The organism is Nonomuraea jiangxiensis (assembly GCF_900099965.1).
Lineage (GTDB): Bacteria > Actinomycetota > Actinomycetes > Streptosporangiales > Streptosporangiaceae > Nonomuraea > Nonomuraea jiangxiensis.
In genome coordinates, this window is record NZ_FNDJ01000002.1 from 153718 (window position 1) to 175866 (window position 22149).

At 69.4% G+C, this 22149-nt stretch carries 21 protein-coding genes; 15 read left to right on the forward strand and 6 right to left on the reverse strand.

What is annotated here, in order from left to right; genetic code table 11:
• From BLS95_RS03995 to BLS95_RS04030, 8 genes are all read left to right on the forward strand, one after another.
• The gene (locus BLS95_RS03995; protein WP_090929430.1) at nt 1-1110 is read left to right on the forward strand and encodes a sensor histidine kinase; all 1110 of its coding nucleotides are present in this window, start codon (nt 1-3) and stop codon (nt 1108-1110) included.
• A complete protein-coding gene (locus BLS95_RS04000; protein WP_090929431.1) occupies nt 1107-2207 on the forward strand; it encodes a sensor histidine kinase in 1101 nt (366 codons plus the stop codon). The genes BLS95_RS03995 and BLS95_RS04000 overlap by 4 nt, the downstream gene beginning before the upstream one ends.
• A gap of 16 nt (nt 2208-2223) precedes the next feature.
• Complete coding sequence (locus BLS95_RS04005; protein ID WP_090929433.1) at nt 2224-2823, forward strand: response regulator transcription factor; 600 nt, start codon at nt 2224-2226, stop codon at nt 2821-2823.
• A 565-nt stretch (nt 2824-3388) separates the two neighbouring features.
• Nucleotides 3389-5146, forward strand: coding sequence for an ABC transporter substrate-binding protein (locus tag BLS95_RS04010; protein ID WP_090929435.1), 1758 nt, complete (start codon nt 3389-3391; stop codon nt 5144-5146).
• A 73-nt stretch (nt 5147-5219) separates the two neighbouring features.
• Complete coding sequence (locus BLS95_RS04015) at nt 5220-6215, forward strand: ABC transporter permease (RefSeq protein ID WP_090929437.1); 996 nt, start codon at nt 5220-5222, stop codon at nt 6213-6215.
• Nucleotides 6212-7096, forward strand: a complete 885-nt coding sequence (locus tag BLS95_RS04020; protein WP_090929439.1) for an ABC transporter permease — start codon at nt 6212-6214, stop codon at nt 7094-7096. The genes BLS95_RS04015 and BLS95_RS04020 overlap by 4 nt, the downstream gene beginning before the upstream one ends.
• Nucleotides 7093-8034, forward strand: coding sequence for an ABC transporter ATP-binding protein (locus BLS95_RS04025; protein WP_090929441.1), 942 nt, complete (start codon nt 7093-7095; stop codon nt 8032-8034). The genes BLS95_RS04020 and BLS95_RS04025 overlap by 4 nt, the downstream gene beginning before the upstream one ends.
• Nucleotides 8034-8912 carry an ABC transporter ATP-binding protein gene (locus BLS95_RS04030; RefSeq protein ID WP_090929443.1) on the forward strand — a complete coding sequence of 293 codons (879 nt, stop codon included), beginning with the start codon at nt 8034-8036 and terminating at the stop codon, nt 8910-8912. Before BLS95_RS04025 ends, BLS95_RS04030 begins: the two co-directional genes overlap by 1 nt.
• A gap of 15 nt (nt 8913-8927) precedes the next feature.
• Here BLS95_RS04030 and BLS95_RS04035 read toward each other — a convergent pair whose 3' ends face one another.
• From BLS95_RS04035 to BLS95_RS04045, 3 genes are all read right to left on the reverse strand, one after another.
• Complete coding sequence (locus tag BLS95_RS04035) at nt 8928-9608, reverse strand: DUF6879 family protein (protein WP_090929445.1); 681 nt, start codon at nt 9606-9608, stop codon at nt 8928-8930.
• 87 nt (nt 9609-9695) lie between these two features.
• Entirely contained in the window at nt 9696-10253 is a 558-nt protein-coding gene (locus tag BLS95_RS04040; RefSeq protein ID WP_090929447.1) for a DUF1707 SHOCT-like domain-containing protein, read from the reverse strand.
• 4 nt (nt 10254-10257) lie between these two features.
• On the reverse strand, nt 10258-10971 hold the full coding sequence (locus tag BLS95_RS04045) for a PadR family transcriptional regulator (RefSeq protein WP_090929449.1): 714 nt from the start codon (nt 10969-10971) through the stop codon (nt 10258-10260).
• A gap of 342 nt (nt 10972-11313) precedes the next feature.
• Between BLS95_RS04045 and BLS95_RS04050 the strand changes: the two genes are divergently transcribed.
• Together BLS95_RS04050 and acnA are read left to right on the forward strand one after the other, a co-directional pair.
• Nucleotides 11314-12042, forward strand: coding sequence for a metal-dependent hydrolase (locus BLS95_RS04050; RefSeq protein ID WP_090929451.1), 729 nt, complete (start codon nt 11314-11316; stop codon nt 12040-12042).
• Between the two features lie 228 nt (nt 12043-12270).
• On the forward strand, nt 12271-15012 hold the full coding sequence (acnA, locus tag BLS95_RS04055; protein ID WP_090929453.1) for an aconitate hydratase AcnA: 2742 nt from the start codon (nt 12271-12273) through the stop codon (nt 15010-15012).
• Nucleotides 15013-15288: 276 nt separating this feature from the next.
• Here acnA and BLS95_RS04060 read toward each other — a convergent pair whose 3' ends face one another.
• The gene (locus BLS95_RS04060; protein ID WP_218135598.1) at nt 15289-15612 is read right to left on the reverse strand and encodes a type II toxin-antitoxin system PemK/MazF family toxin; all 324 of its coding nucleotides are present in this window, start codon (nt 15610-15612) and stop codon (nt 15289-15291) included.
• Nucleotides 15584-15829: a hypothetical protein gene (locus tag BLS95_RS04065; protein ID WP_090929457.1), complete on the reverse strand. Its 246-nt coding sequence runs from the start codon at nt 15827-15829 to the stop codon at nt 15584-15586. Before BLS95_RS04065 ends, BLS95_RS04060 begins: the two co-directional genes overlap by 29 nt.
• Nucleotides 15830-16019: 190 nt before the next feature.
• Here BLS95_RS04065 and BLS95_RS04070 point away from each other — a divergent pair, with 190 nt between their 5' ends.
• Together BLS95_RS04070 and BLS95_RS04075 are read left to right on the forward strand one after the other, a co-directional pair.
• Nucleotides 16020-16757, forward strand: a complete 738-nt coding sequence (locus tag BLS95_RS04070; protein ID WP_090929459.1) for a sulfite exporter TauE/SafE family protein — start codon at nt 16020-16022, stop codon at nt 16755-16757.
• A gap of 146 nt (nt 16758-16903) precedes the next feature.
• Nucleotides 16904-18349, forward strand: coding sequence for an ankyrin repeat domain-containing protein (locus BLS95_RS04075; RefSeq protein ID WP_090929461.1), 1446 nt, complete (start codon nt 16904-16906; stop codon nt 18347-18349).
• A 24-nt stretch (nt 18350-18373) separates the two neighbouring features.
• On the opposite strand, the gene BLS95_RS04080 is transcribed toward BLS95_RS04075, so the two are convergent.
• Nucleotides 18374-18739, reverse strand: coding sequence for a VOC family protein (locus BLS95_RS04080; protein ID WP_090929463.1), 366 nt, complete (start codon nt 18737-18739; stop codon nt 18374-18376).
• Between the two features lie 217 nt (nt 18740-18956).
• Between BLS95_RS04080 and BLS95_RS04085 the strand changes: the two genes are divergently transcribed.
• The 3 genes from BLS95_RS04085 to BLS95_RS04095 are packed head-to-tail and all read left to right on the forward strand — an operon-like array spanning nt 18957 to nt 22143.
• The gene (locus BLS95_RS04085) at nt 18957-20072 is read left to right on the forward strand and encodes a sugar ABC transporter substrate-binding protein (RefSeq protein ID WP_090929464.1); all 1116 of its coding nucleotides are present in this window, start codon (nt 18957-18959) and stop codon (nt 20070-20072) included.
• A 47-nt stretch (nt 20073-20119) separates the two neighbouring features.
• Complete coding sequence (locus BLS95_RS04090; protein WP_090929466.1) at nt 20120-20884, forward strand: ATP-binding cassette domain-containing protein; 765 nt, start codon at nt 20120-20122, stop codon at nt 20882-20884.
• Complete coding sequence (locus BLS95_RS04095; RefSeq protein ID WP_090929468.1) at nt 20881-22143, forward strand: sugar ABC transporter permease; 1263 nt, start codon at nt 20881-20883, stop codon at nt 22141-22143. Before BLS95_RS04090 ends, BLS95_RS04095 begins: the two co-directional genes overlap by 4 nt.
• The last annotated feature ends 6 nt before the right edge of the window (nt 22144-22149 follow it).

Below are 22149 nucleotides of genomic sequence, written 5' to 3' on the forward strand. Positions count from 1 at the left end.
ATGGCGGCACGTCCGGACACGGCGAAGAAGATCATCGTCTACTGGCTGGACGGCATGGTGGCCCTCAACGCCGCCCTCTACCTCTGGATCGCCGTCGCGCAGGCGATGGACGGCAGGATCACGCTCCCGCACGCGGCGATCGCCATCGCGTGCGTGCTCGGCTTCCACGGACTTTTCCCCTTCCTGCTGCGCGCCGCCTACGACCACAGGCCCCGCCCCACGCCGAAGCTGCTGCTCGGCGGGGTGTTAGCGACGGGCGTCCTGCTGCTCCTGCCGCCGAGCCCGGACCCCACGTCGGTCCGGCTGGAGGCGTTGATCCTGTGGGTGTCGGTGGCCGCGCTCTACCTGCGGCCGCGGGCCGCGGCACTGCTGACGGTGGCCGTCGCCGTCCTGATCACCGCGGGTTCCACGGCGGGCCTGGAGTGGCCGGCCGCTCTGATCGCCAACCTGATCGGGGCCGCCTTCCTGGCCGTGGGCATGGTGCAGTTGCGCTGGTTGTGGTGGATGATCAGGGACGCCCAGCACAGCCGGGAGGCGAAGGCGCGGCTGGCCGTGGCGGAGGAGCGGCTGCGCTTCGCCCGTGACCTGCACGACCTGCTCGGGCACAGCCTGTCGGTCATCACGCTGAAGAGCGAGCTCGCCGCCAAGCTGGCGACCAAGGACGCCGGCCGCGCCGCCGCCGAGATGGCCGAGGTGCGCGGGCTGGCCCGCGACTCGCTGGCCGAGGTTCAGCAGGCCGTGCACGGATACCAGGCGCTGGACCTCGACGAGGAGCTCGAAGGGGTGCGGGCCGCGCTGGAGGCCGCGGGCGCCCGCTGCGAGATCGAGCTGCGGCCCGACGACCTGTCGCCGGCCGCGAGGACACTGCTGGCCTGGGCGGTTCGCGAGGGAGGCACGAACGTGCTCAAGCACAGCAAGGCCACACGGTGCGCGATCACGATCGCCGGGGGCGTGCTGGAGATGCGCAACGACGGCGTGCACGAGGCCGTGGCCGCGCCGGGCAACGGGCTGCGCGGCCTGTCGGAGCGGCTGGTCACGGCGGGTGGCTCGTTCTCGGCGGCGCCCACTCCGACGGGCGAGTTCCTGCTGCGCGCGGCGGTGCCCGCGTGAAGCGGCTGCGCCGGGCCACGAAGCTGGACAAGGCCCGCTGGCTGATCGTCTATTCCACGGACGCGATCATCCTGCTCGGGGCCCTCGGCTTCATAGACCTGTTCGTCCGCCGGCAGTACGGCCTGGCGGCGCCCGTCCTGGTGGCGGCCGTGGTGCTGCTGACGATCTTCCTGGTGCTGTCCACGCGGCCGTTCAGGATCGCCGTCAGAGGCGGTGCGCGGCCGACCTGGATCCTGGCGGTGACCGGGGTCATCGCCCTGGCCCTGGGCGCGATGCTGCTCATCTGGCCGATCCCGTCGTGGCTCGGGCTGATGGCGGCGTTCGTCCGCAAGCGCCTGGTCATCGCCCTGTCCGTGGTGTCGATCGTGGCCGTCAACACGGCCGTGACGGTGGTGCTCGGCCGGTTCATGCTGTTGTTCCTGGTGGTGCAGCTGGGGCTCACCGTGGCCTGCGTCGGCGGGGTGTGGGCCAATCTGCGGCTCTGGCGGCTGGCCGTGGAGGCCCACGAGGGGCAGGAGGCCATGGCCCGGCTGGCGGTCTCCGAGGAGCGGTTGCGCTTCGCCCGCGACCTCAACGACCTGCTCGGGCAGAGCCTCGCCGACATCTCGGCCCGGACGTCCGACGCGGAGCGCACGCTGCGGGTGGACGCGGCGGCGGCCGCGGGGGAGATGTTCCAGGTACGCGACCTGTCCAGGCGGTCGCTGCGCGAGGTCCGCTCCGTGGTGCAGAGCTACCGGGCCGTCGACCTGGACGAGGTGCTCGCCAGTGTACGGGCGGTGCTGGAGGCGGCCGGCGTACGCTGCACCGTCCAGGTCGAGACGGGCACCCTGCCGCAGGAGACCCGTACGCTGCTGGCCAACGTGGTCCGCGAGGGCGCGACCAACGTGCTCAAGCACAGCAAGGCGGAACGCTGCACCATCACCATCGAGAACGGCGTGCTGGAGATGTCGAACGACGGGGTGAGCGGCCCGGTGAGCGAGCACTCGCCGGTCGGCCTGGCCGGGCTGGCCGACCGGGTTCGGGCGGCGGGCGGCACCCTGGAGGCGCGGCCGTCGGACGCGGGCCGCTACCTGTTGAGGGCGGCGGTGCCCGCATGATGCCGAGGGAGACTCTATGACCACCCGCGTGCTGCTCGCCGACGACGAGCACCTCGTCAGGGGCGCCATCGCGGCCCTGCTGGACCTGGAGGAGGGCATCGAGGTCGTCGCACAGGTGGGCCGGGGCGACGAGGTCATGGCCGCCGTGGCCGCGCACCGGCCGGACGTGGCCGTGCTCGACATCGAGATGCCGGGCATGGACGGCCTGAGCGCGGCCGAGCAGATCAGCGCCCAGTGCAAGATCGTCATCCTGACCAGCCTGGGCCGCCCCGGATACCTGCGCCGGGCCATGGCGGCGGGCGTCAGCGGCTTCCTGGGCAAGGACGCCTCGGCGGAGGAGCTGGCGATGGCGATCCGCAAGGTCCAGGCGGGCGGCCGCTACCTGGACGCGGAGCTGGCCGCCGCGGCGATGGCGGCCGGCGACAGCCCGCTGACCGAGCGGGAGCGCGACGCGCTGCGGCTGGCCGGCGACGGGGCCACGATCTCCAGGATCGCGGGCGAGCTGCACCTGACCGAGGGCACCGTCCGCAACTACCTGTCGAGCGCCATGACCAAGCTCAACGCGCAGAACCGCCTGGAGGCCATCCGCACCGCCCAGCGCATGGGCTGGCTCTGATCTGAAAACTTCTCAAGTATCCACAAAAACGGATAAAAGGCCATAAAGTGGACAGGTGGGGCTCTACTCCGGGAAGCAGGGCACCCACAAACGTCCCGGTCTCCCTCCTGTCGGGAGGCCGGGACGCCGGCACTCCGCCCCTGAGCCGGCACTCCGCCCCTGAGCCGGCGCCACGCCGCTTGAGCCGGCGCCATGCACCCTGGGTCGGCGCCACGCCGCCGATCCGGACCCCGCTTATCTGGGGCTCCGGGTCCATCGCATGCCTTGATTGAACCGGTTAGCCGCCCCAGCCCTCGCCCGCTCGTCACGTGCCCGGACATTCGCATTCCGCCCCATGGGAGCGTTTCCGGGCCGACGTCTCGAAAGCGTCACGACCCTTGACGGCACCGACACGCGGAATTTACGTTCGCGGTACTTATCCGGTTCAGCAGGCCCTCCGGCCTGTTCACCCCTGAGAAGTGACCACTCACCGGTCTCCATGGCGGGAGTGCGTTTCGCGTTGCCGTTGGGAGCGCTCCCAAGCCTGCGAACCCCCGCGCCCGGCGCGGAGGGAAGGAGAGAAGCGATGCGTAACCGGGCTCGGATCATGATTCCGCTCGTGGCGGCGGGCCTGTTCGCCGCGGCCTGCACCGGCGGCGGATCCACGCCGACCCCGCCGGCCTCCCCAGCGCAGAACCAGGGCGCGGTGGCCAGTGCCGATCCCGACTCGTTGCCGCGCAACGAGACGCTCTACACGACAGGCACCCAGTGGGGCCCGCCGCCCAACTTCAACCCGATCAGGGAGTGGGACTCGGCCGTGGGCACCAAGGGCCTGGTCTACGAGACGCTGTTCCACTACGACCCCAACGCGGCCAAGCTCACGCCGTGGCTGGCGGCAAGCGGCTCCTGGACCGACGACACCACGTACGAGGTCAAGCTGCGCCCGGGCATCAAGTGGTCCGACGGCCAGGCGTTCACCGCCAAGGACGTCGTCTTCTCCTACGAGCTCGGCAAGATGGAGACGATCCCGTACCACAACCTGTGGGACTGGTTGACGGCCGCGGAGGCCCCCGACGACCAGACCGTGCGGTTCACCTTCTCCACGGCGAACTACCAGGAGTGGGACTTCATGCTCTACAGCCGCTCGATCGTCCCCGAGCACATCTGGAAGGACCGCTCGGAGAGCGAGGTTCTTGACGGTGTCAACGAGAACCCGGTCGGCACGGGCGCGTACACGTTCATGAGCAAGGACCAGGACCGCGTGGTGCTACGGCGGCGTGACGACTGGTGGGGCAAGGCGGCGCTCAACATGGAGCCCAAGCCCCGCTACATCGTCGACATCGCCACCCCCAGCAACGAGGTCGCGATGGGCATGCTGCTGCAGAAGGGGCTGGACCTCAGCAACAACTTCCTGCCCGGCGTGGCCAACCTGGTGCAGGGCAACTTCGGCCTTACGACCTACTACGACCAGCCGCCGTACATGTTGTCGGCCAACACCGCGTGGCTGGTGCCCAACTCGACCAGGAAGCCGATGGACGACCCGGCCTTCCGCAAGGCGCTGGCCTCCTCGATCAACGTCAAGCAGATCGTCGAAGGCGTGTACGGCAACCTCGTCAAGGCCGCCAGCCCCACCGGCCTGCTGCCGCAGTGGGAACAGTTCGTGGACCAGGGCGTCGTCGGCGCGTCCGGGTTCGGCTTCGACCCGGCCAAGGCCAAGAAGCTGCTGGCCGACGCCGGCTACCGGGACCGCGACGGCGACGGGTACGTGGAGAAGAAGGACGGCTCCAAGATCGCCCTGACCCTCATCGTGCCGTCCGGCTGGACCGACTGGATGGAGGCCGCCAGGTCCATCTCGGCCAGCGCCAAGACCGCCGGCATCCAGGTCACCCCGGACTTCCCCGACTTCAACGCGCTGGTGGAGCGGCGGACCAAGGGCGACTTCGACCTGTTGGTCAACAACGAGCGGCAGCTGTCCAACTCGCCGTACACCTACTACGAGTACATGTTCCAGCTCCCCGTCCGGGCGCAGCAGAACACGGTCAACTTCGCCAGGTACGAGAACGAGCGGGCCTGGGGCCTGGTCAAGCAGCTCGACCAGGTCAGGACGGATGACGTCGAGGGCATGAAGAAGGTCATCTCGCAGCTCCAGCAGATCCATCTCGACGACATGCCGATCATCCCGCTCTGGTACAACGGCCTGTGGGCGCAGGCCAGCACCAGCGTGTGGAAGAACTGGCCGGCGGCGAACGGCAGCGCCCCCAAGACCGGCGCCGTCATGTGGCGCAACTGGCTCGAACTGGGCGGTTTCGAGACGCTCACCCAGCTCCAGCCCTCGGGCTCCTGATCTCCCTGCCGGACCGACCAGCCCCTCCGCCCCCGGCGAACCCCGAGGGCGGAGGGCCTTCACGGAGACTCGCGTGCGCCGTTATTTCGGTAGGAAACTCCTTATATACGGACTGACCTTCTTCGTCGCCGTCACGGTCAACTGGATGATCCCGCGCTTCATGCCCGGCGACCCGGTCGCCAGCATGGTCGCCAGGGCCAACATCACCCAGCCCGCGGCCGTCGAGGCGATGCGCCGCTACTACAGCGGCCTTTTCGGCTTCGACCAGCCGCTGTGGCAGCAGTACCTCAACTTCTGGGCCGCGCTCTTCCGGGGCGACTTCGGGCTCAGCATCTGGTTGTTCCCCCACCCGGTCAGCACCGTGATCGGGGGAGCGGTGCCGTACACGCTGGCCCTGATCGTCCCGTCCGTGCTGCTGAGCTGGGTGGTGGGCAACCGGCTCGGCGCGTACGCCGCCCGGCGCAAGCTCCTCGACAACACCGTGCTCCCGGTCGGGTACGTCCTGACGGCCATGCCGTACATGTGGCTGGCGGTGCTGCTGGCCTGGGCCCTCGGCGTGCTGGCCGGGGTCTTCCCGGTGGCCGGCGGCTACAGCTTCTCGATGCGGCCCAACTGGTCGTGGACGTTCCTGCTGGACCTGCTGCACCACTGGACACTGCCGTTCCTGTCGCTCTTCCTGGTGGCGCTGGGCGGCTGGGCCATCGGCATGCGCAACATGATCATTTATGAGCTGGAGTCCGACTACTCCAACTACCTGGCCGCGCTCGGCGCCCCCGCCCGGCTCATCCGCAAGTACGCCTTCCGCAACGCCGTCCTGCCCCAGATCACCGGCCTGGCCCTGCAACTGGGCGTCCTGGTGGCGGGCGCGCTGGTCACCGAGATCGTCTTCGCCTACCCCGGGCTCGGCAGCCTCATACTCAAGGCCATCCAGAACAAGGACTTCTTCCTGCTCCAGGGCGCGTTCCTGTTCATCGTGATCGGGGTGCTGATCGCCAACTTCATCATCGACATCGTCTACGTCGTGGTCGATCCGCGTACGCGGGCGGGAATGGCGGGTGCGCGGGCATGACGGCACTCCAGGAAGTCGCCCCGCGCGAGCGCGCCGGCGTGCGGCGCGAGGCGCTCTACTTCGCGGTGCGCAACGGCAAGCTGGTGACCGGGTTCGGCATCGTGCTCGCGCTGCTCCTGCTCGGGCTGATCGTGCCCGTGCTGCTCGGCGGCAACCCCAACGAGTACGGCACCCGCCCCATGAGCCCGCCCTCGGCCGAGCACTGGTTCGGCACCACCACCTTCGGCCAGGACATCTTCCTGCAGTTCGGGCACGGGCTGCGCAGCACGTTCGCGGTGGGCGCGATCGGCGGCGGCATCGCGGCGGCCATCGGCATGCTCGTCGGCTTCGTGGCGGGCTACCGCGGCGGCCTGGTCGACGAGATCCTCAACATGCTGACCAACATCGTCCTGGTCATCCCCACACTGGCCGTGCTGCTGATCATCAACGCCTACCTGGGCATCAGGAGCGTGAGCGTGCAGGGCCTGTTCATCGGGCTGACGTCGTGGCCGTGGGCGGCGCGGGCGATCAGGGCGCAGACGTTCTCGTTGCGTACCAGGGAGTTCGTGGACCTGGCCAGGATGAGCGGGGCGGGCACCTGGCGGATCATCACCAGGGAGATCGCGCCGAACATGAGCTCCTACCTGTTCATGACGTTCATCCTGCTGTTCGGCGGCTCGATCCTCATCGCGTCCTCGCTGGACTTCATCGGCCTCGGCCCCACCGAGGGAGTCTCGCTCGGCCTGATGCTGCAGAACGCCAACCAATGGAGCGCGCTCCAGCTCGGCCTCTGGTGGTGGTTCGTGCCGCCGGGCGCGGCCATCACCGCCATCGTGGGCGCCCTGTACGTGGCCAACGTCGGGCTGGACGAGGTCTTCAACCCGAAGCTGAGGGAGACATGAGCCTGCGGGTCAGCGAGCTGAAGGTGTACTACAGGACGCTCAAGGGCGAGGTGCGCGCGCTGGACGGCCTGTCCTTCGGCCTGGCCGACGGCGAGATCCTCGGCCTGGTCGGCGAGTCCGGCTGCGGCAAGAGCACGCTGGGCAAGAGCCTCATCCGGCTGGACGGCCGCATGCGCCACGCCGGCGGCACCGTCGTGCTCGACGGCGAGGAGCTGCCCATCGCCGACGACCGCCGCATGAACGACTACCGCTTCCACCAGGTCTCCCTCATCCCGCAGTACGCCATGAGCGCGCTCAACCCGACCCGCAAGATCCGCCGGATGGTCACCGAGCTCCTCAGGTCCCGGGGCGTCACCCTGGACACCGCCGAGCTGGAGAGCCGGATGAGCCAGGTCGGCCTGCCCCGCGAGGTGCTCGACCGCTACCCGATCGAGCTGTCGGGCGGCATGAAGCAGCGCATGGTGATGGTCGTCTCCACGCTGCTCGACCCGTCCCTGCTGATCGCCGACGAGGTCACCTCGGCGCTCGACGTCTCCACCCAGAAGGCCGTGGCCCGCGCCCTGCTCGGCTTCCGCGACAGCGGCTACGTCAAGAGCATGATCTTCGTCACCCACGACCTCGCGCTCACCCACCACATCGCCGACACGATCATGGTCATGTACGCCGGCAGGCTGGCCGAGAAGGCACCCGCCGACGTGATCGTCAAGGCGCCCCGGCACCCGTACACCAGGCTGCTGCTCGACTCCCTGCCCGAGGTCGGCGTGCGCCACACCGACCGGCGGCTGACGGGCATCGCCGGCAGCCCGCCCTCGCTGCTCGACCCGCCGGCCGGCTGCCGCTTCCGCGACCGCTGCCCGATCGCGGGGGAGGAGTGCGCCGAGGACCCGCCGGTGGCCGAGGTCGCCGCCGGCCACTACGTCGCCTGCTGGAAGGCATGATGCTCAAACTCGACGACGTCACCAAGGAATTCAGGATCGGCGCCTTCGGCGGGAAGAGCGTCACGGCGGTCAGGAACGTCAGCTTCGACCTCGGGCCCGGCGAGGTCGTCTCCCTGATCGGCGAGAGCGGCAGCGGCAAGAGCACGATCGGCCGGATGATCCTCGGCCTGAACCCGGTCAGCGGCGGCTCGATCACCTTCGAGGGCCGCCCGGTCAGGGCCGGCAAGGAGTACTACCGCCACGTCCAGGGCATCTTCCAGGACCCGTTCAGCTCCTTCAACCCGGTGTTCAAGGCCGACCGGGTGTTCGGGTTGATCAAGGACACCTACTACCGGACCGTTCCCGGGGAGGAGTGGGCGCGGCGGGTCGGCGACAGCCTGCGCGACGTGCGGCTCGACCCCGGCCAGGTGCTCGGCAAATACCCGCACCAGCTCAGCGGCGGCCAGTTGCAGCGCCTGCTCATCGCCCGGGCGCTGCTGCTGGACATCAAGTTGCTGGTGGCCGACGAGATCACCAGCATGCTGGACGCCTCCACCCGCATCGACGTGCTCAACCTGCTGGCCGATCTGAAGGCCAGGGGGCTGGGCGTGCTGTACATCACGCACGACCTGTCGCTGGGCAACTATCTCGCCGAGCGCACGGTGGTGCTGCGCAGGGGGAGCGTGGTCGAGCTGGGGCCGACGGAGCGGGTCTTCGGCGACCCGCTGCACCCCTACACGCGCGAGCTGCTCGCGGCGGTGCCGCGGCTGCACCAGGAGTGGGCCGACGCCACGCCCGTGGACGCCTGCCTCTACCACGCGCGCGGCGGCACCGGCGGCCTCATGGAGGCCGGGCCGGGTCACTTCGTGGCCTGCGCCGGGCTCGGCACCTGCCCTTGATCGGCGCTGGGCCGGTCAGATCCGGAACTCCTCGGTCCGGTGCGCGTAGGAGGGCAGCGCGGCCCGCATCTCGTCCGTGACGACCGGTGGCGGCAGCGGCGCGATCTCCCGCCGGTGGAACTCGAGCACGTCCTCCCCCTCGGCGAACAGCTCACTGACCAGGCTCAGGCAGGGACCGACGACCTCGGGATCGGTGATCCGGCGGCCGCCGCGGCAGCCGCCGTACCGGTCGTACAGGACCTCGTACATCAGGGTAGGGGCGAAGATCACCAGCTCGGGCAGCGGGTCGAGGTCCGCGATCCGCGCGGCCGGGATCACCCGGCACGGGGAGCCCGCCGCGGCGCGCAGCGCCAGCAGGTGCATCTCCCACTGCAGGTAGGCGCTGATCGGGAACTCCACCACCCGCACCCGGTGGACCGCCAGGCGGGTGCGGAAGAACTCGGCCATGGGCGCCGCCATGCGGTCGGCCAGCGCCAGCGAGCGCTCCCAGTCGCCGTCCATCATGGCCCGCCAGCTGGCCACGTCGGGCTCGTAGAAGTCCTGGGCGCGCTCCAGCTTCCACATCGGCCCCGCGCAGGCCGCGTGGTCGCGGTCGAAACCGGCCAGGTAGTCCGGCACGTCCAGGACGAGACCGTCGGCGCCGGGCACGGCGGCGAACGGATTCGTACGGCGGACCTGAGTACCGTGCTCGGCCATGCGACGTCCTTTCGCGGCTGAAGACCCGCCCAGATCATGAAATGAGCCCCAGACAGGGTCAAGGCCCAAAACGATCTGGACGAGCGATCAGCGGCGGCGGTGCCTGTTCCGGGCCACGCTGAAGATCAGGGCCAGTAGCCACACCACGAGCAGCACCTTGAAGGCCCCGAACCCGCCGAAGAGCAGCCCCACCATCATGAGCAGGAACAGCATGGGCAGCACGGGGCTGGGGTGGCCGCCCCGGGGGTGCCGGTGGCCCCAGTGGGGGTGATGCGCCCAGTTCCGGCGCATCTCGCGCTGCGCGTCGCGCACGGACTGCATCTGCTGCCGGTGCGCCTTCATCGCCGCCCGCCAGGCGTCCCGGTCGTAGGGCGGGAGGGGGCCGGGATGCTCGGCGGGGTGGGCCTGCGGTCCGTGACCCGGCAGGTCGAACGTCACCTTCGCGAGGTCGCGGGCCGTCTTGGCGGCCAGTGTCTGGTCGAGTCGCTCGTCGAGTTCTTCGTGGGTGAGCCGGCCCTGCGCGAAGTGCTCGCGCAGGGCCGCCATCGTCTGCTCGCGCTCGGCGTCGCCGATGCGGAGTTCGTCGCGGTCCACGCCCTGTTCCTCGTTCCCCCTGGACCGGGCAGCCGTTGCGACGCCGGTCATGTGGTCACTCCTCGCCCGGTTCGTCGTCGGCCAGGATCTGGTAGAGCTTGCGCCGGGTCTCAACAAGAGTCTTACGCGCTTCGCGGATTTGTGCGTCGTTTCCGGTCTGAAGAACCTGCATCATGGCGAATGCCGACTGTCGGGCGATATGCCAGAGATCGGCAGTGTTGTCGTCGATGTCGGGCCGCATCTCGTCCCACGGAGCCCGGACCTCGTCGGCGTGGGCTTCGATGTAGTTGCGTCCCGCCTCGGTGAGCCGGAAGTTCTTGCGGCCCTCGTGCTCCTCCGAGATCACCAGGCCCTCGTCGGTGAGCTGCTGCAGCGCCGGGTAGACGGCGCCGGGGCTGGGCTTCCAGCCGCCCTCGCTGCGCTCGGCGATCTCCTGGATGATCTGGTAGCCGTTGCGCGGCTCCTCGGCGAGCAGGGCCAGGATCGCGGCGCGTACGTCGCCCCGCTTGGCCTTGCGGGTCCGGCCGCCCCAGCCGCGGTGGCCGCCGCCCCAGGGCCCGCCAGGACCGCCCCACGGGCCGCCGCGCCCGAAGTCGAACGGGAACGGGCCGGGGCCGCGCCGGCCGCGTTGCCGGTGCTCGTGGTGATGGTGGTGGCGCCCGCCGAACTCCTCGAAGGCGTCGGTCACCGCCTTGAACGCCTCGCGGGCGGCCTTGCGGTATTCGTGTGCGCCGGGCCAGGGCCCGCTTGTTGCGTGTGCGGAAGTCATTTTTCCCCCTATATCGTGATCTGTTCTCGATGCATCAACGATATATCGACACTATGTCGTTCGCAAGGGTGGCGAGAGAGTGAGGCACATCACGAAAAAGTTGCGGAATCGGGGAACACGATCGGAAGAAGGGTCGTTATTCAGTGCGGACGAGGTCGTTCCGCGTCGGCAGGGCTGGGGGGTGCTGTCGCCGCGGAAGCGGCCTCGTCTGCTTTATCCCCCTGTCTCGTCGGGGCTTCCGCGCCCGCCTTCCGGCCGGTCGCCGGCGCCGGTTCCGCCGGGGTTCCCGTCCCGGGGCGGGTCGCGGCGCGTAAAGCGCTTCTTTGCCGTACAGTCCCGATCATGATGGGGCACACGCACGCGATGACCGGGGCCATTGCCTGGCTCGGACTGGCGCCGCCGCTCGCCGCACTGCCGCTGCTGAACGAGTCCTCCAGATTCGTCGACACCGGGATCATGGCCACCGCGCTCACCCCCGCCGAGCTGATCGCCGGAGCGATCATCTGCGCGGGCGCCGCCATGCTGCCTGACCTCGACCATCCGAGCGCGACGATCGCGCAGACCTTCGGGCCAGTCACCTGGCTGCTCAGCAAGGCCGTGTCCTGGGTCAGCGGCGGGCACCGCGGGGCGACGCACTCGCTGTTGTTCGCGGTGGCGCTCGGGCTGGGGGCGCACTGGCTGGCCGGCACCTATCCTCTCGGGCGCGACATCATGGTCGTGCTGCTCATCGGCCTCGCCCTGCGGGCCATCGGCGTCGGCATCCCGGGCAACAAGCTCGGGTCCGCCATGGTCAACATCGGGATGACCGCCGGTCTGTTCGCCGTCTTCCTCTCGCTCGGTGTCGGATACGCCTGGCTGGGCCTGGCCGTGGGGGTCGGCTGCTTCATCCACGTCGTCGGCGACTGCATGACCGAGCGGGGATGTCCGGTGCTCTGGCCGATGTCGGTCAAGTGGGTGCTGCCATGGAAGATCGGCATCAAGACCGGCAAGAAGTTCGAGCAGAAGATCCTCGCCCCGGTGCTGTCGGTCGCCATCGTCGGCCTGCTCTATTGGCGGCTGGCGCCGCTTTAACTTGATGTCGAGATACCATCGGAGATATCTTGATGTCGAGAGACCTGTCGTCGCCTGCGACTTAGGGTCACCTAACGTTCGTATGGTTCTTGAAGTGCGGCAGGATTTGAGGGGAGCGAACGCGACACAGCGCGCTGCGTGGTAGCCCGGCGGGTTTCGCGATGCGTGTGAGGAGCGGTGAGCGACCAATGAGCACCGACCACTGTCTGATGGAGGAGGCGAATCACCGTGTCCGCGAACAGCTTCGGCAGCCGTGACACGCTACGCGTCGGCGACGCGGCATATGAGATTTTCCGGCTGGATGCCGTCGAGGGCGCCGCACGTCTCCCGTACAGCCTGAAGATCCTGCTGGAAAACCTCCTCCGCACCGAGGACGGCGCCAACATCACCGCCGACCACATCCGCGCGCTGGGCGGCTGGGACCCGAAGGCGGCGCCCAGCGTGGAGATCCAGTTCACTCCCGCCCGCGTCATCATGCAGGACTTCACCGGCGTGCCCTGCGTCGTCGACCTGGCCACCATGCGCGAGGCCGTGCGGGACCTCGGGGGCGACCCGGCGCGCATCAACCCGCTCGCCCCGGCCGAGATGGTCATCGACCACTCGGTCATCGTCGACTACTTCGGCCACCCCGACTCCTTCCAGCGCAACGTCGAGCGCGAATACGAGCGCAACCGCGAGCGCTACCAGTTCCTGCGCTGGGGGCAGACGGCCTTCGACGAGTTCAAGGTGGTGCCGCCCGGCACCGGCATCGTCCACCAGGTCAACATCGAGCACCTGGCGCGGGTGGTCATGACCCGTGGCGACGATGGCGTGGTCAGGGCCTACCCCGACACCTGCGTCGGCACCGACAGCCACACCACCATGGAAAACGGCATCGGCGTGCTCGGCTGGGGCGTCGGCGGCATCGAGGCCGAGGCCGCGATGCTCGGCCAGCCGATCTCCATGCTCATCCCGCGCGTGGTCGGCTTCAAGCTCAGCGGCCAGCTGCCCGCCGGCGCCACCGCCACCGACCTGGTGCTGACCATCACCGAGATGCTGCGCAAGCACGGCGTGGTGGGCAAGTTCGTGGAGTTCTACGGCGAGGGCGTCGCGTCCGTGCCGCTGGCCGACCGGGCCACCATCGGCAACATGAGCCCCGAGTTCGGCTCCACCTGCGCGATCTTCCCGATCGACGGCCAGACCATGGACTACCTGCGGCTGACCGGGCGCGGCGAGGAGCAGATCGCGCTCGTCGAGGCCTACGCCAAGGCCCAGGGCCTCTGGCTCGACCCCGCCTCGCCCGAGCCGGTGTTCTCCGAATACCTGGAGCTCGACCTCGGCACCATCGTCCCGTCGATCGCCGGGCCCAAGCGCCCGCAGGACCGCATCGCGCTGTCGGCCGCCAAGGCGACCTGGCGCCACGACGTACAGAACTACACGGCCGACGGCGTGGACGAGGCGGTCGAGGAGTCCTTCCCGGCCTCCGACGCGCCCGCCTCCAACGCCCAGGCCAACGGCGGCCGGCCGCACAAGCCGGTCCCGGTCACGCTGGCCGACGGGACCTCGTTCGAGATCGACCACGGCATCGTCTCGATCGCCGCGATCACCTCGTGCACCAACACCTCCAACCCGTACGTCATGCTCGGCGCGGCGCTGCTGGCCCGCAACGCGGTCGACAAGGGCCTGACCCGCAAGCCGTGGGTCAAGACCTCGCTGGCGCCCGGCTCGCAGGTCGTCACCGGCTACTTCGAGCGCTCGGGGCTGCAGCCGTACCTCGACAAGATCGGGTTCAACCTCGTCGGCTACGGCTGCACCACCTGCATCGGCAACTCGGGGCCGCTGCTGCCGGAGATCTCCGACGCCATCCAGGCCAACGACCTGGCGGTCACCGCCGTGCTGTCCGGCAACCGCAACTTCGAGGGCCGCATCAACCCCGACGTCAAGATGAACTACCTGGCCTCGCCGCCGCTCGTGGTGGCCTATGCGCTGGCCGGGACCATGGACATCGACCTCGACACCGAGCCGCTGGGGCTGGGCGCCGACGGCGAGCCGGTCTTCCTCAAGGACATCTGGCCCTCGCCGGAGGAGATCTCGGCGGTCGTCAACTCCTCGATCGGCCGCGACATGTTCGAGCGCGACTACGCCGACGTGTTCAAGGGCGACGATCACTGGCGCTCGCTGCCGATCCCCACCGGCGACACCTTCGAGTGGGACCCGGCCTCGACCTACGTGCGCAAGGCCCCCTACTTCGACGGGATGCCGCCGAAGCCGGAGCCCGTGACCGACATCACCGGCGCCCGCGTGCTGGTCAAGGTCGGCGACTCGGTCACCACCGACCACATCTCGCCGGCCGGCTCCATCAAGGCCGGCACCCCGGCCGCGCAATACCTGCAGGCCAACGGGGTCGAGGTCAAGGACTTCAACTCCTACGGCTCGCGGCGCGGCAACCACGAGGTGATGATCAGGGGTACGTTCGCCAACATCCGCCTGCGCAACCAGATCGCGCCGGGGACCGAAGGCGGCTACACCCGCGACTTCACCCAGCCCGACGGCCCGGTGTCCTACATCTACGACGCCTCGGTCAACTACGCCGCGGCCGGCACGCCGCTGGTGGTGCTGGCGGGCAAGGAATACGGCTCGGGCTCCTCGCGCGACTGGGCGGCCAAGGGCACGGCGCTGCTGGGCGTGCGCGCGGTCATCGCGGAGTCGTACGAGCGCATCCACCGCTCCAACCTGATCGGCATGGGCGTGCTCCCGCTGCAGTTCCCCGAGGGGGGCTCGGCGGAGGCGCTCGGGCTGACGGGCGAGGAGGCGTTCGACATCACGGGCGTGACGGAGCTCAACCAGGGCGGCATCCCGAGCACGGTGCACGTCAAGGCCGGCGACGTCGAGTTCGACGCGGTGGTCCGCATCGACACCCCCGGCGAGGCCGACTACTACCGCCACGGCGGCATCATGCAGTACGTGCTGCGCTCGCTGCTGGCGAAGTGACTTCCCGGGTCCCCGCGCGGTCATGAGCCACGCGGGGGCCGGGAAACCCTTGGCGCCATGCCGGGGGTGGGGCGTGATCCTCACGCGCCCGTATCGGGGGAACCACCCGACACACCGAAGAGCCGCCCGGAGGGACGACCCCCACCCGGGCGGCTCCTCTCGTCGGGGGCGCACCGGAACACGCGCCTGCGGCGAAGCGGCCTGACGGACCGGCGAACTGTGGCACGATGAGACGTGCCACCCGGCGAAGCTCTATTTCGCCGGGCGGCGAAATTTCTACATCATGTCCGTGATCCAGTCCGTCACTTCGCGGACAACTTCGTCAGGAGCGATCCCGACCCTCCTGCCGAACCGTTGCGGAGACACGCTTCGCACGTGCTCGACCATGGCCCAGCTAGGCTTCTCCAACCCGGTGCCCTCACGGGGAATGGGAATGTGGTTCTCCCAGCCCCGGTTGGTCGTGGTCAGCGGAACGATGATCTTGACTGCGGTCGCTGCGTTGAAGTCGTCGTTGCTGACGACCAGCACAGGGCGGCGGTAGCCCTGTTCGCGGCCGCTCGGCTCGCCCAGGTCAGCGAGCCAGATCTCGCCCTGGATCACCCTCATCTCTCTCCTCGGAAAACGTGATGAGCCCCTCCCACTCCGGTGCGATGCGGGTGGAGCGCGGTCGTGGACCATGGACCAACTCGGACTCGGTGAGGTAGTCGGCCCAAGCCTGCGGATCTTCTTTCTGTGTCTGCTCCATCTGCTCCGCGACGCGCTGCCAGCGGTGCTTCTTTTCCATCTCCCGGATGGCCTGGTCGATGATCGCGGTCATGGGTTCACCTGCCTTCTTGGCCAGTGCTGCGATTCGGTCACGGGTTCGGACGCTGACGCGTATCGTGGTCGCCTTGGGTTTCATGGCCATACTCCTGAGACTACGTCCGCGTCTGCCAGCACACTACACCACCACGGTCACTCTCCGAGCAACAATATAAACTGAGAGTAAAGATGATTGACTCTCGTGCATGACTCATGCGGCGTTGGTGCTGGCCTTCGGGGGCTTAGCGGTTTTTGTTGGTGCGATCGTCCAGGGCAGCGTCGGGTTCGGTGCGGGGCTGGTGGCGGCGCCCGTGCTCACCTTGCTCGGCCCCGACCTCATGCCCGGCGCCATCCAGGTGGTCAACATGGTTCTGCCGCTGTTCACGCTGGCCGTGGAATGGCGGCGGATCGACTGGCGGGGGATCAGGTTCGCGGTGCTGGGCAGAGTGCCGGGAAGCGTCGTCGGTGCAGTCATTGTTGTCTACTTTTCCGCATACACTCGTGGCGTCTTCGTGGCGGTCATGGTGCTGATCGCGGTGGGGTTGACGGCCAGGGCGCTGAGCGTGCCGCGTAACGGGGCGACGGTCACCGCCGCCGGGTTCGTGTCGGGGGTCACCGGGACGGCCACCGGCATCGGCGGCCCGCCCATCGCGCTCGTCTACCAGCACGCCAAGGGGCCCCAGATCAGGGCGACGCTGGCGATGTTCTTCTTCCTCAGCGCGGCGCAGTCGATCCTCGTCCTGGCGGTGGTGGGCGAGTTGCCGCCCCAGGCCCTGGTGACGGGGGCGGTGCTGCTGGTGCCCATGGTGCTGGGTTTCCTGGTGTCGTCGCCGGTGCGGCGTTACGTCGACGGCGGCAAGGTGCGGACGGCCGTGCTGATCGTGGCCGCCGCCTCCGCCGTGGTGCTCATCGTGCAGAACGCCGCCATGTGGCTGCTGAACTGAGGGCGTAGGCTGGGTGGTGCGCGCCACGGGACGCCGCCAGTCCGCGGAAAGGGCCGAGCCCACCCGATGTTCTCCTGACTGCTTCGGCCCGACCTCTTTTCCGGCCTGATGACGCGGACGCCAGGCCAGACGGAAAGGAGGCCCTCGTGCCTGTCCATCGTCTGCCCGACAACCCCAGCCTCGAACGGCTCCGCAAGCAGGCCAAGACACTCCTCAGGCAGGTGAGGGCGGGGGCGCCCGAGGCGCGCGGGCTCGTCGCCGAGTTCCACCCCCGCCCGCCGGAGGAGCTCAAGCTGGCCGACGCGCAACTCGTCACCGCCCGCCGGTACGGCTTCGCGAGCTGGTCCAGGCTGAAGGAGCACATCGGCACCGTCGAGCGCTACTCCCGCTCGCCGCACCGGGTCGCGCCGAGCGAGGACCTGGCGGATGAGTTCCTGCGGCTGGCCTGCCTCACCTACGGCGCCGACCACCCGAGCCGGACCGCCCAGGCCGATCGGCTGCTGGCCCGCAATCCGCACCTGTCCACCGCGAACATCTTCACGATGGCGGCCACCGGATCAGCCGACGCGCTGGCCGCCACGCTGGCCGGAAACCCGGGACTCGCCCGGGCGCAGGGCGGACCCTTCGGCTGGGAGCCGCTGCTGTACCTGGCCTACGCGCGTCTCGGCACTCCCGGCCGGTACGTGGCGGCCGCCCGGCTCCTCCTCGAACACGGCGCCGATCCGAACGCCGGATTCCTGTGGGACGGGCTGACCTCGCCGTTCACCGCGCTCACCGGCGCGTTCGGCGGCGGGGAGGGCGACCAGCCGCCCCATCCGGACGAGCCGGCACTGGCCAGGCTGCTCCTGGAGGCCGGGGCCGACCCCAACGACAGCCAGACCCTCTACAACCGCGGGCTCGGCGGCTCCTTCTCCGACGACACCGCTCACCTCGTGCTGCTGCTGGAGTTCGGCCTGGGCCGCGGCCCGGGCGGGCCGTGGCATGCTCGGCTGGGGCCCACCCTCCAGTCCCCGCGGCAGTTGGTGCGCGAGGAGCTGGCCACCGCCGCGCTGCGGGGCGGCCCACGGCGGGCCCGGCTGCTGCTCGCCCATGGTGCCGAGGTGAACGGCCTCGGCGCGCATCCGGCCTACGGCGGGCGCACGCCGTACGAGCTGGCCCTGCTGAACGGGCACACCGAAGTCGCGGAGATCCTCGCCGCGGCGGGCGGCACCGCGGCGCTGGACGAGCTGGAGGCGTTCACCGCCGCCTGCATGCGCGCCGACGCGGACGCCGTGGCCGGGTTCGGCCCGGAGCCGCCGGCCCGAGCGCTCGCCCGGTCCCCTGAGCTGATCGTCACCGCCGCCGGGCACCGCAAGCCCGCGGCGGTGCGGCTGCTCGCCGGGCTCGGCTTCGACGTGAACCACCGGCACCCCGCCACCCCGTTGCACACGGCGGCCTGGAACGACGACGTCGAGACGGCCAGGACGCTGATCGAGCTCGGCGCCGACGCGACGATCAAGGACGACCGGTTCGACGCCACCCCGCTCGGCTGGGCCGAGCACGGCGGCCGGGACGACGTGGCGGCATACCTGCGGAGCGTGGCGCCGGAGTGACGCCCCCCTGTCGTGAAATGCCGGTCATCGCGTGCCGGCCACCCCGATCAGATTCCCCTCCGGATCGGTGAACTGGCCGACCACAAGGGTCCCGGGGGTGCCCTCGGGGCCCATCAGGCGCTTCCCGCCGAGGCGCTCGGCCTGCGCCAGCGCGGCCTCGACGTCGGGAACCCCCACGTAGAACAGGACCCGCCCGTCGAAACCCGCCCCACCGCCGACCCCGCCGTTGATCCCTGCCCCGTCGGCGAACCCGTAGTTACCGGGCTGGGACACGGTCTCGGTGATGGCGTCGCCGGTGTGGAAGCCCCACCCGAACAATTCGCCGTAGTAACTACGCAGTTTCGCCGGATCCCGGCCGATGATCTCGAAGTGCACAACTGGCTGTCCCATCGCGAGTCCTCCTGAGTGGTTGCGGCGTCGGTATGACGACCTCGGCACACCGGGAAACTCATCGGTCGCCTCGATGCCGGGACGGGCGCATGTTTCTGGATTGTTACCCGAAACAACAAACTCCCGCGTGGCTGGGCCTTCCAAAGCAGGCGATCCCGGAATACGTTGCCGCAAACAACATTCATCCGGGCCCCTCCGGAAGAAAGGACCCTGCACCATGCGCAAGGGGATCCTCAGCCTGACCGCCGCGGCAGCCGCGCTCGCCCTCGGTCTCACCGCTTGCGGGGGCGACAGCGGTCAGACCACGACGTCGACCTCGTCGGCCACCGCCTCGGCGGCCGGGAAGGCCGGGAAGATCGGCGTCATCCTGCCGGACAGCAAGTCCTCGGCCCGGTGGGAGACGGCGGACCGCAAGTACCTGCAGGAGGCGTTCCAGGCCGCCGGTGTCGAGTACGACATCCAGAACGCCCAGAACGACAAGACGGCGTTCCAGACCATCGCCGACCAGATGATCACCAACGGCGCCACCGTCCTGATGATCGTGAACCTGGACAGCGGCACCGGCAAGACGGTCATCGACAAGGCCAAGGCACAGGGCGTGCCCACCATCGACTACGACCGGCTGACGCTGGGCGGCGGCGCCGCGTACTACGTCAGCTTCGACAACACCAAGGTCGGCACCCTCCAGGGTGAGGGCCTGAGCAAGTGCCTGACCGACAAGAAGGCCGACAAGCCCATCGTGGCCTACCTGAACGGCTCGCCGACCGACAACAACGCGACCCTGTTCAAGAACGGCTACGACGGCGTGCTCAAGCCGAAGTTCGACGGCGGCGAGTACGTCAAGGGTCCCGACCAGGCCGTGCCCGACTGGGACAACACCCAGGCCGGCACCATCTTCGAGCAGATGCTGACCCAGGAGCCGAAGATCGCCGGCGTGCTGGCCGCCAACGACGGCCTCGGCAACGCCGCCATCACCGTGCTGAAGAAGAACAACCTCAACGGCAAGGTGCCGGTCACCGGTCAGGACGCCACCGTCCAGGGCCTGCAGAACATCCTCGCGGGCGACCAGTGCATGACCGTCTACAAGGCGGTCAAGAAGGAGGCCGACGCCGCGGCCAAGCTCGCCGTGGCGCTGGCCAAGGGCGAGAAGCCGACGGCGTCCGCCAGCGTCAAGGACCCGGAGTCGGGTGCGGACGTTCCCGCCGAACTCATGGAGCCGCAGGCCATCTACCTGGAGAACGTCAAGGACGTGGTGGCCGACGGTTACGTGACCAAGGAGGAACTGTGCACCGGTGACTTCGCCGAGAAGTGCACCGAGGCAGGAATCCAGTAACGCCGAGGGGGTGCGGCCGGCGGCCGTACCCCCCTTTAGGGAGCCCCATGACCCCCCTCCTTGAAGTGCGCGGGATCGACAAGAGCTTCGGTCCGGTGAAGGTCCTGCACGACGTCGAGTTCTCCGCGTACGCCGGCGAGGTGACGGCACTCGTCGGCGACAACGGCGCCGGGAAGTCGACGCTGGTCAAGTGCATCGGCGGCATCTACCCGATCGACGCGGGCGAGATCTTCTTCGACGGCCGCCAGGTCCACGTGCACGGCCCCCGCGACGCGGGCGAGCTGGGCATCGAGATCGTCTACCAGGACCTGGCCCTGTGCGACAACCTCGACATCGTGCAGAACATGTTCCTCGGCAGGGAGCGCAAAAGCGGCCTCCTGCTCGACGAGGACAGCATGGAGGAGCTGGCCGAGCAGACGCTCAGCAGCCTGTCCGTGCGTACGGTGAAGTCCATCAGGCAGCAGGTCTCCAGCCTGTCCGGCGGGCAGCGGCAGACCGTGGCCATCGCCAAGGCCGTGCTGTGGAACAGCAAGGTCGTCATCCTCGACGAGCCGACGGCGGCCCTGGGCGTGGCCCAGACCGCGCAGGTGCTGGAGCTCGTACGCCGGCTGGCCGACACGGGCCTGGCCGTCGTGCTCATCTCGCACAACATGAACGACGTGTTCGCCGTCTCCGACCGGATCGCGGCGCTCTACCTCGGCAGGATGGCCGCCCAGGTCAAGACCGCCGACGTGACGCACGCGCAGGTCGTCGAACTGATCACCTCCGGCCGCAGCGGGGATCTCGGCCTGAAGAACGGTGTCACCCCATGAGCAAGGTCAAGGAACTCCCCGGCGAGGCCATCGTCGCCGCGACGCAGTCCCCGTCGATCGGCAACAGCTTCCTCGCCTACATCGAGCGGGTACGCGGCGGCGACATGGGAGCGTTGCCCGCCGTGCTCGGCCTGGTGGTGCTCTGCACGGTCTTCGCCGTCGCCCGCCCCGCCTTCGTCACCGCGGGCAACTTCGCCAACCTCTTCACCCAGGGCGCCGCCATCACGCTGATCGCGATGGGCCTGGTGTTCGTGCTGCTGCTCGGTGAGATCGACCTGTCGGCCGGCTTCGCCAGCGGCGTGTGCGCGGCGGTGCTGGCCGTCACGCTCACCAGCCTGGGCCTGCCCTGGTACGTCTGCGCGGTGGCCGCGATCGTCACCGGCGTGATCATCGGCATCGTGCTGGGCACGTTGGTGGCCAAGGTCGGCATACCGTCGTTCGTGGTCACGCTGGCCGCGTTCCTCGCCTTCCAGGGCCTGGTCCTGGTGCTGGTCGACGAGGGCACGAACATTTCCATCAGGGACGACGTGATCGTCGCCATCGCCAACCGGAACCTGCCGCCCTGGCTCGGCTGGGCGCTCTACGCCGGCTGCGTGGTGATCTTCGCGGCCGTGCAGTTGCTGCGGGCCAGGACCCGTACCAGGCGCGGACTGGTGGCCGACCCGCTCTCGCTGATCGCCGCCCGGGTGGGCGCGCTCGCGGTGCTGGCCGGGCTCGCGGTCTACGTGCTCAACCTGGAGCGCAGCCGCAACCCGGCGCTGGTCTCGCTGACCGGGGTGCCGATCGTGGTGCCGCTCATCCTGGTGCTGCTGGTCCTGTGGACGATGGTGCTGCGGCGGACCGCGTTCGGACGGCACATCTACGCGGTCGGCGGGAGCGCGGAGGCCGCCCGCAGGGCGGGCATCGCGGTGGACCGGATCAGGATCAGCGCGTTCGTGATCTGCTCCTCGATGGCCGCGGTCGGCGGGATCGTGGCCGCCTCCCGGGCCAGCTCCGTCGACCCGAACACGGGCGGCAGCTCCGTCCTGCTCTACGCCGTCGGCGCGGCCGTCATCGGCGGCACGAGCCTGTTCGGCGGCAAGGGCCGGGTGCTGGACGCCGTGCTCGGCGGCGCGGTGGTGGCCGTGATCGAGAACGGCATGGGCCTGATGGGGTATGGAGCCAGTGTGAAATACCTGGTCACAGGGTCCGTCCTGTTGCTCGCCGCAGGTGTCGACGCCCTGGCTCGCAAGCGGGCGGCAGCCGCTGGTCTAAGGTGATCAGCG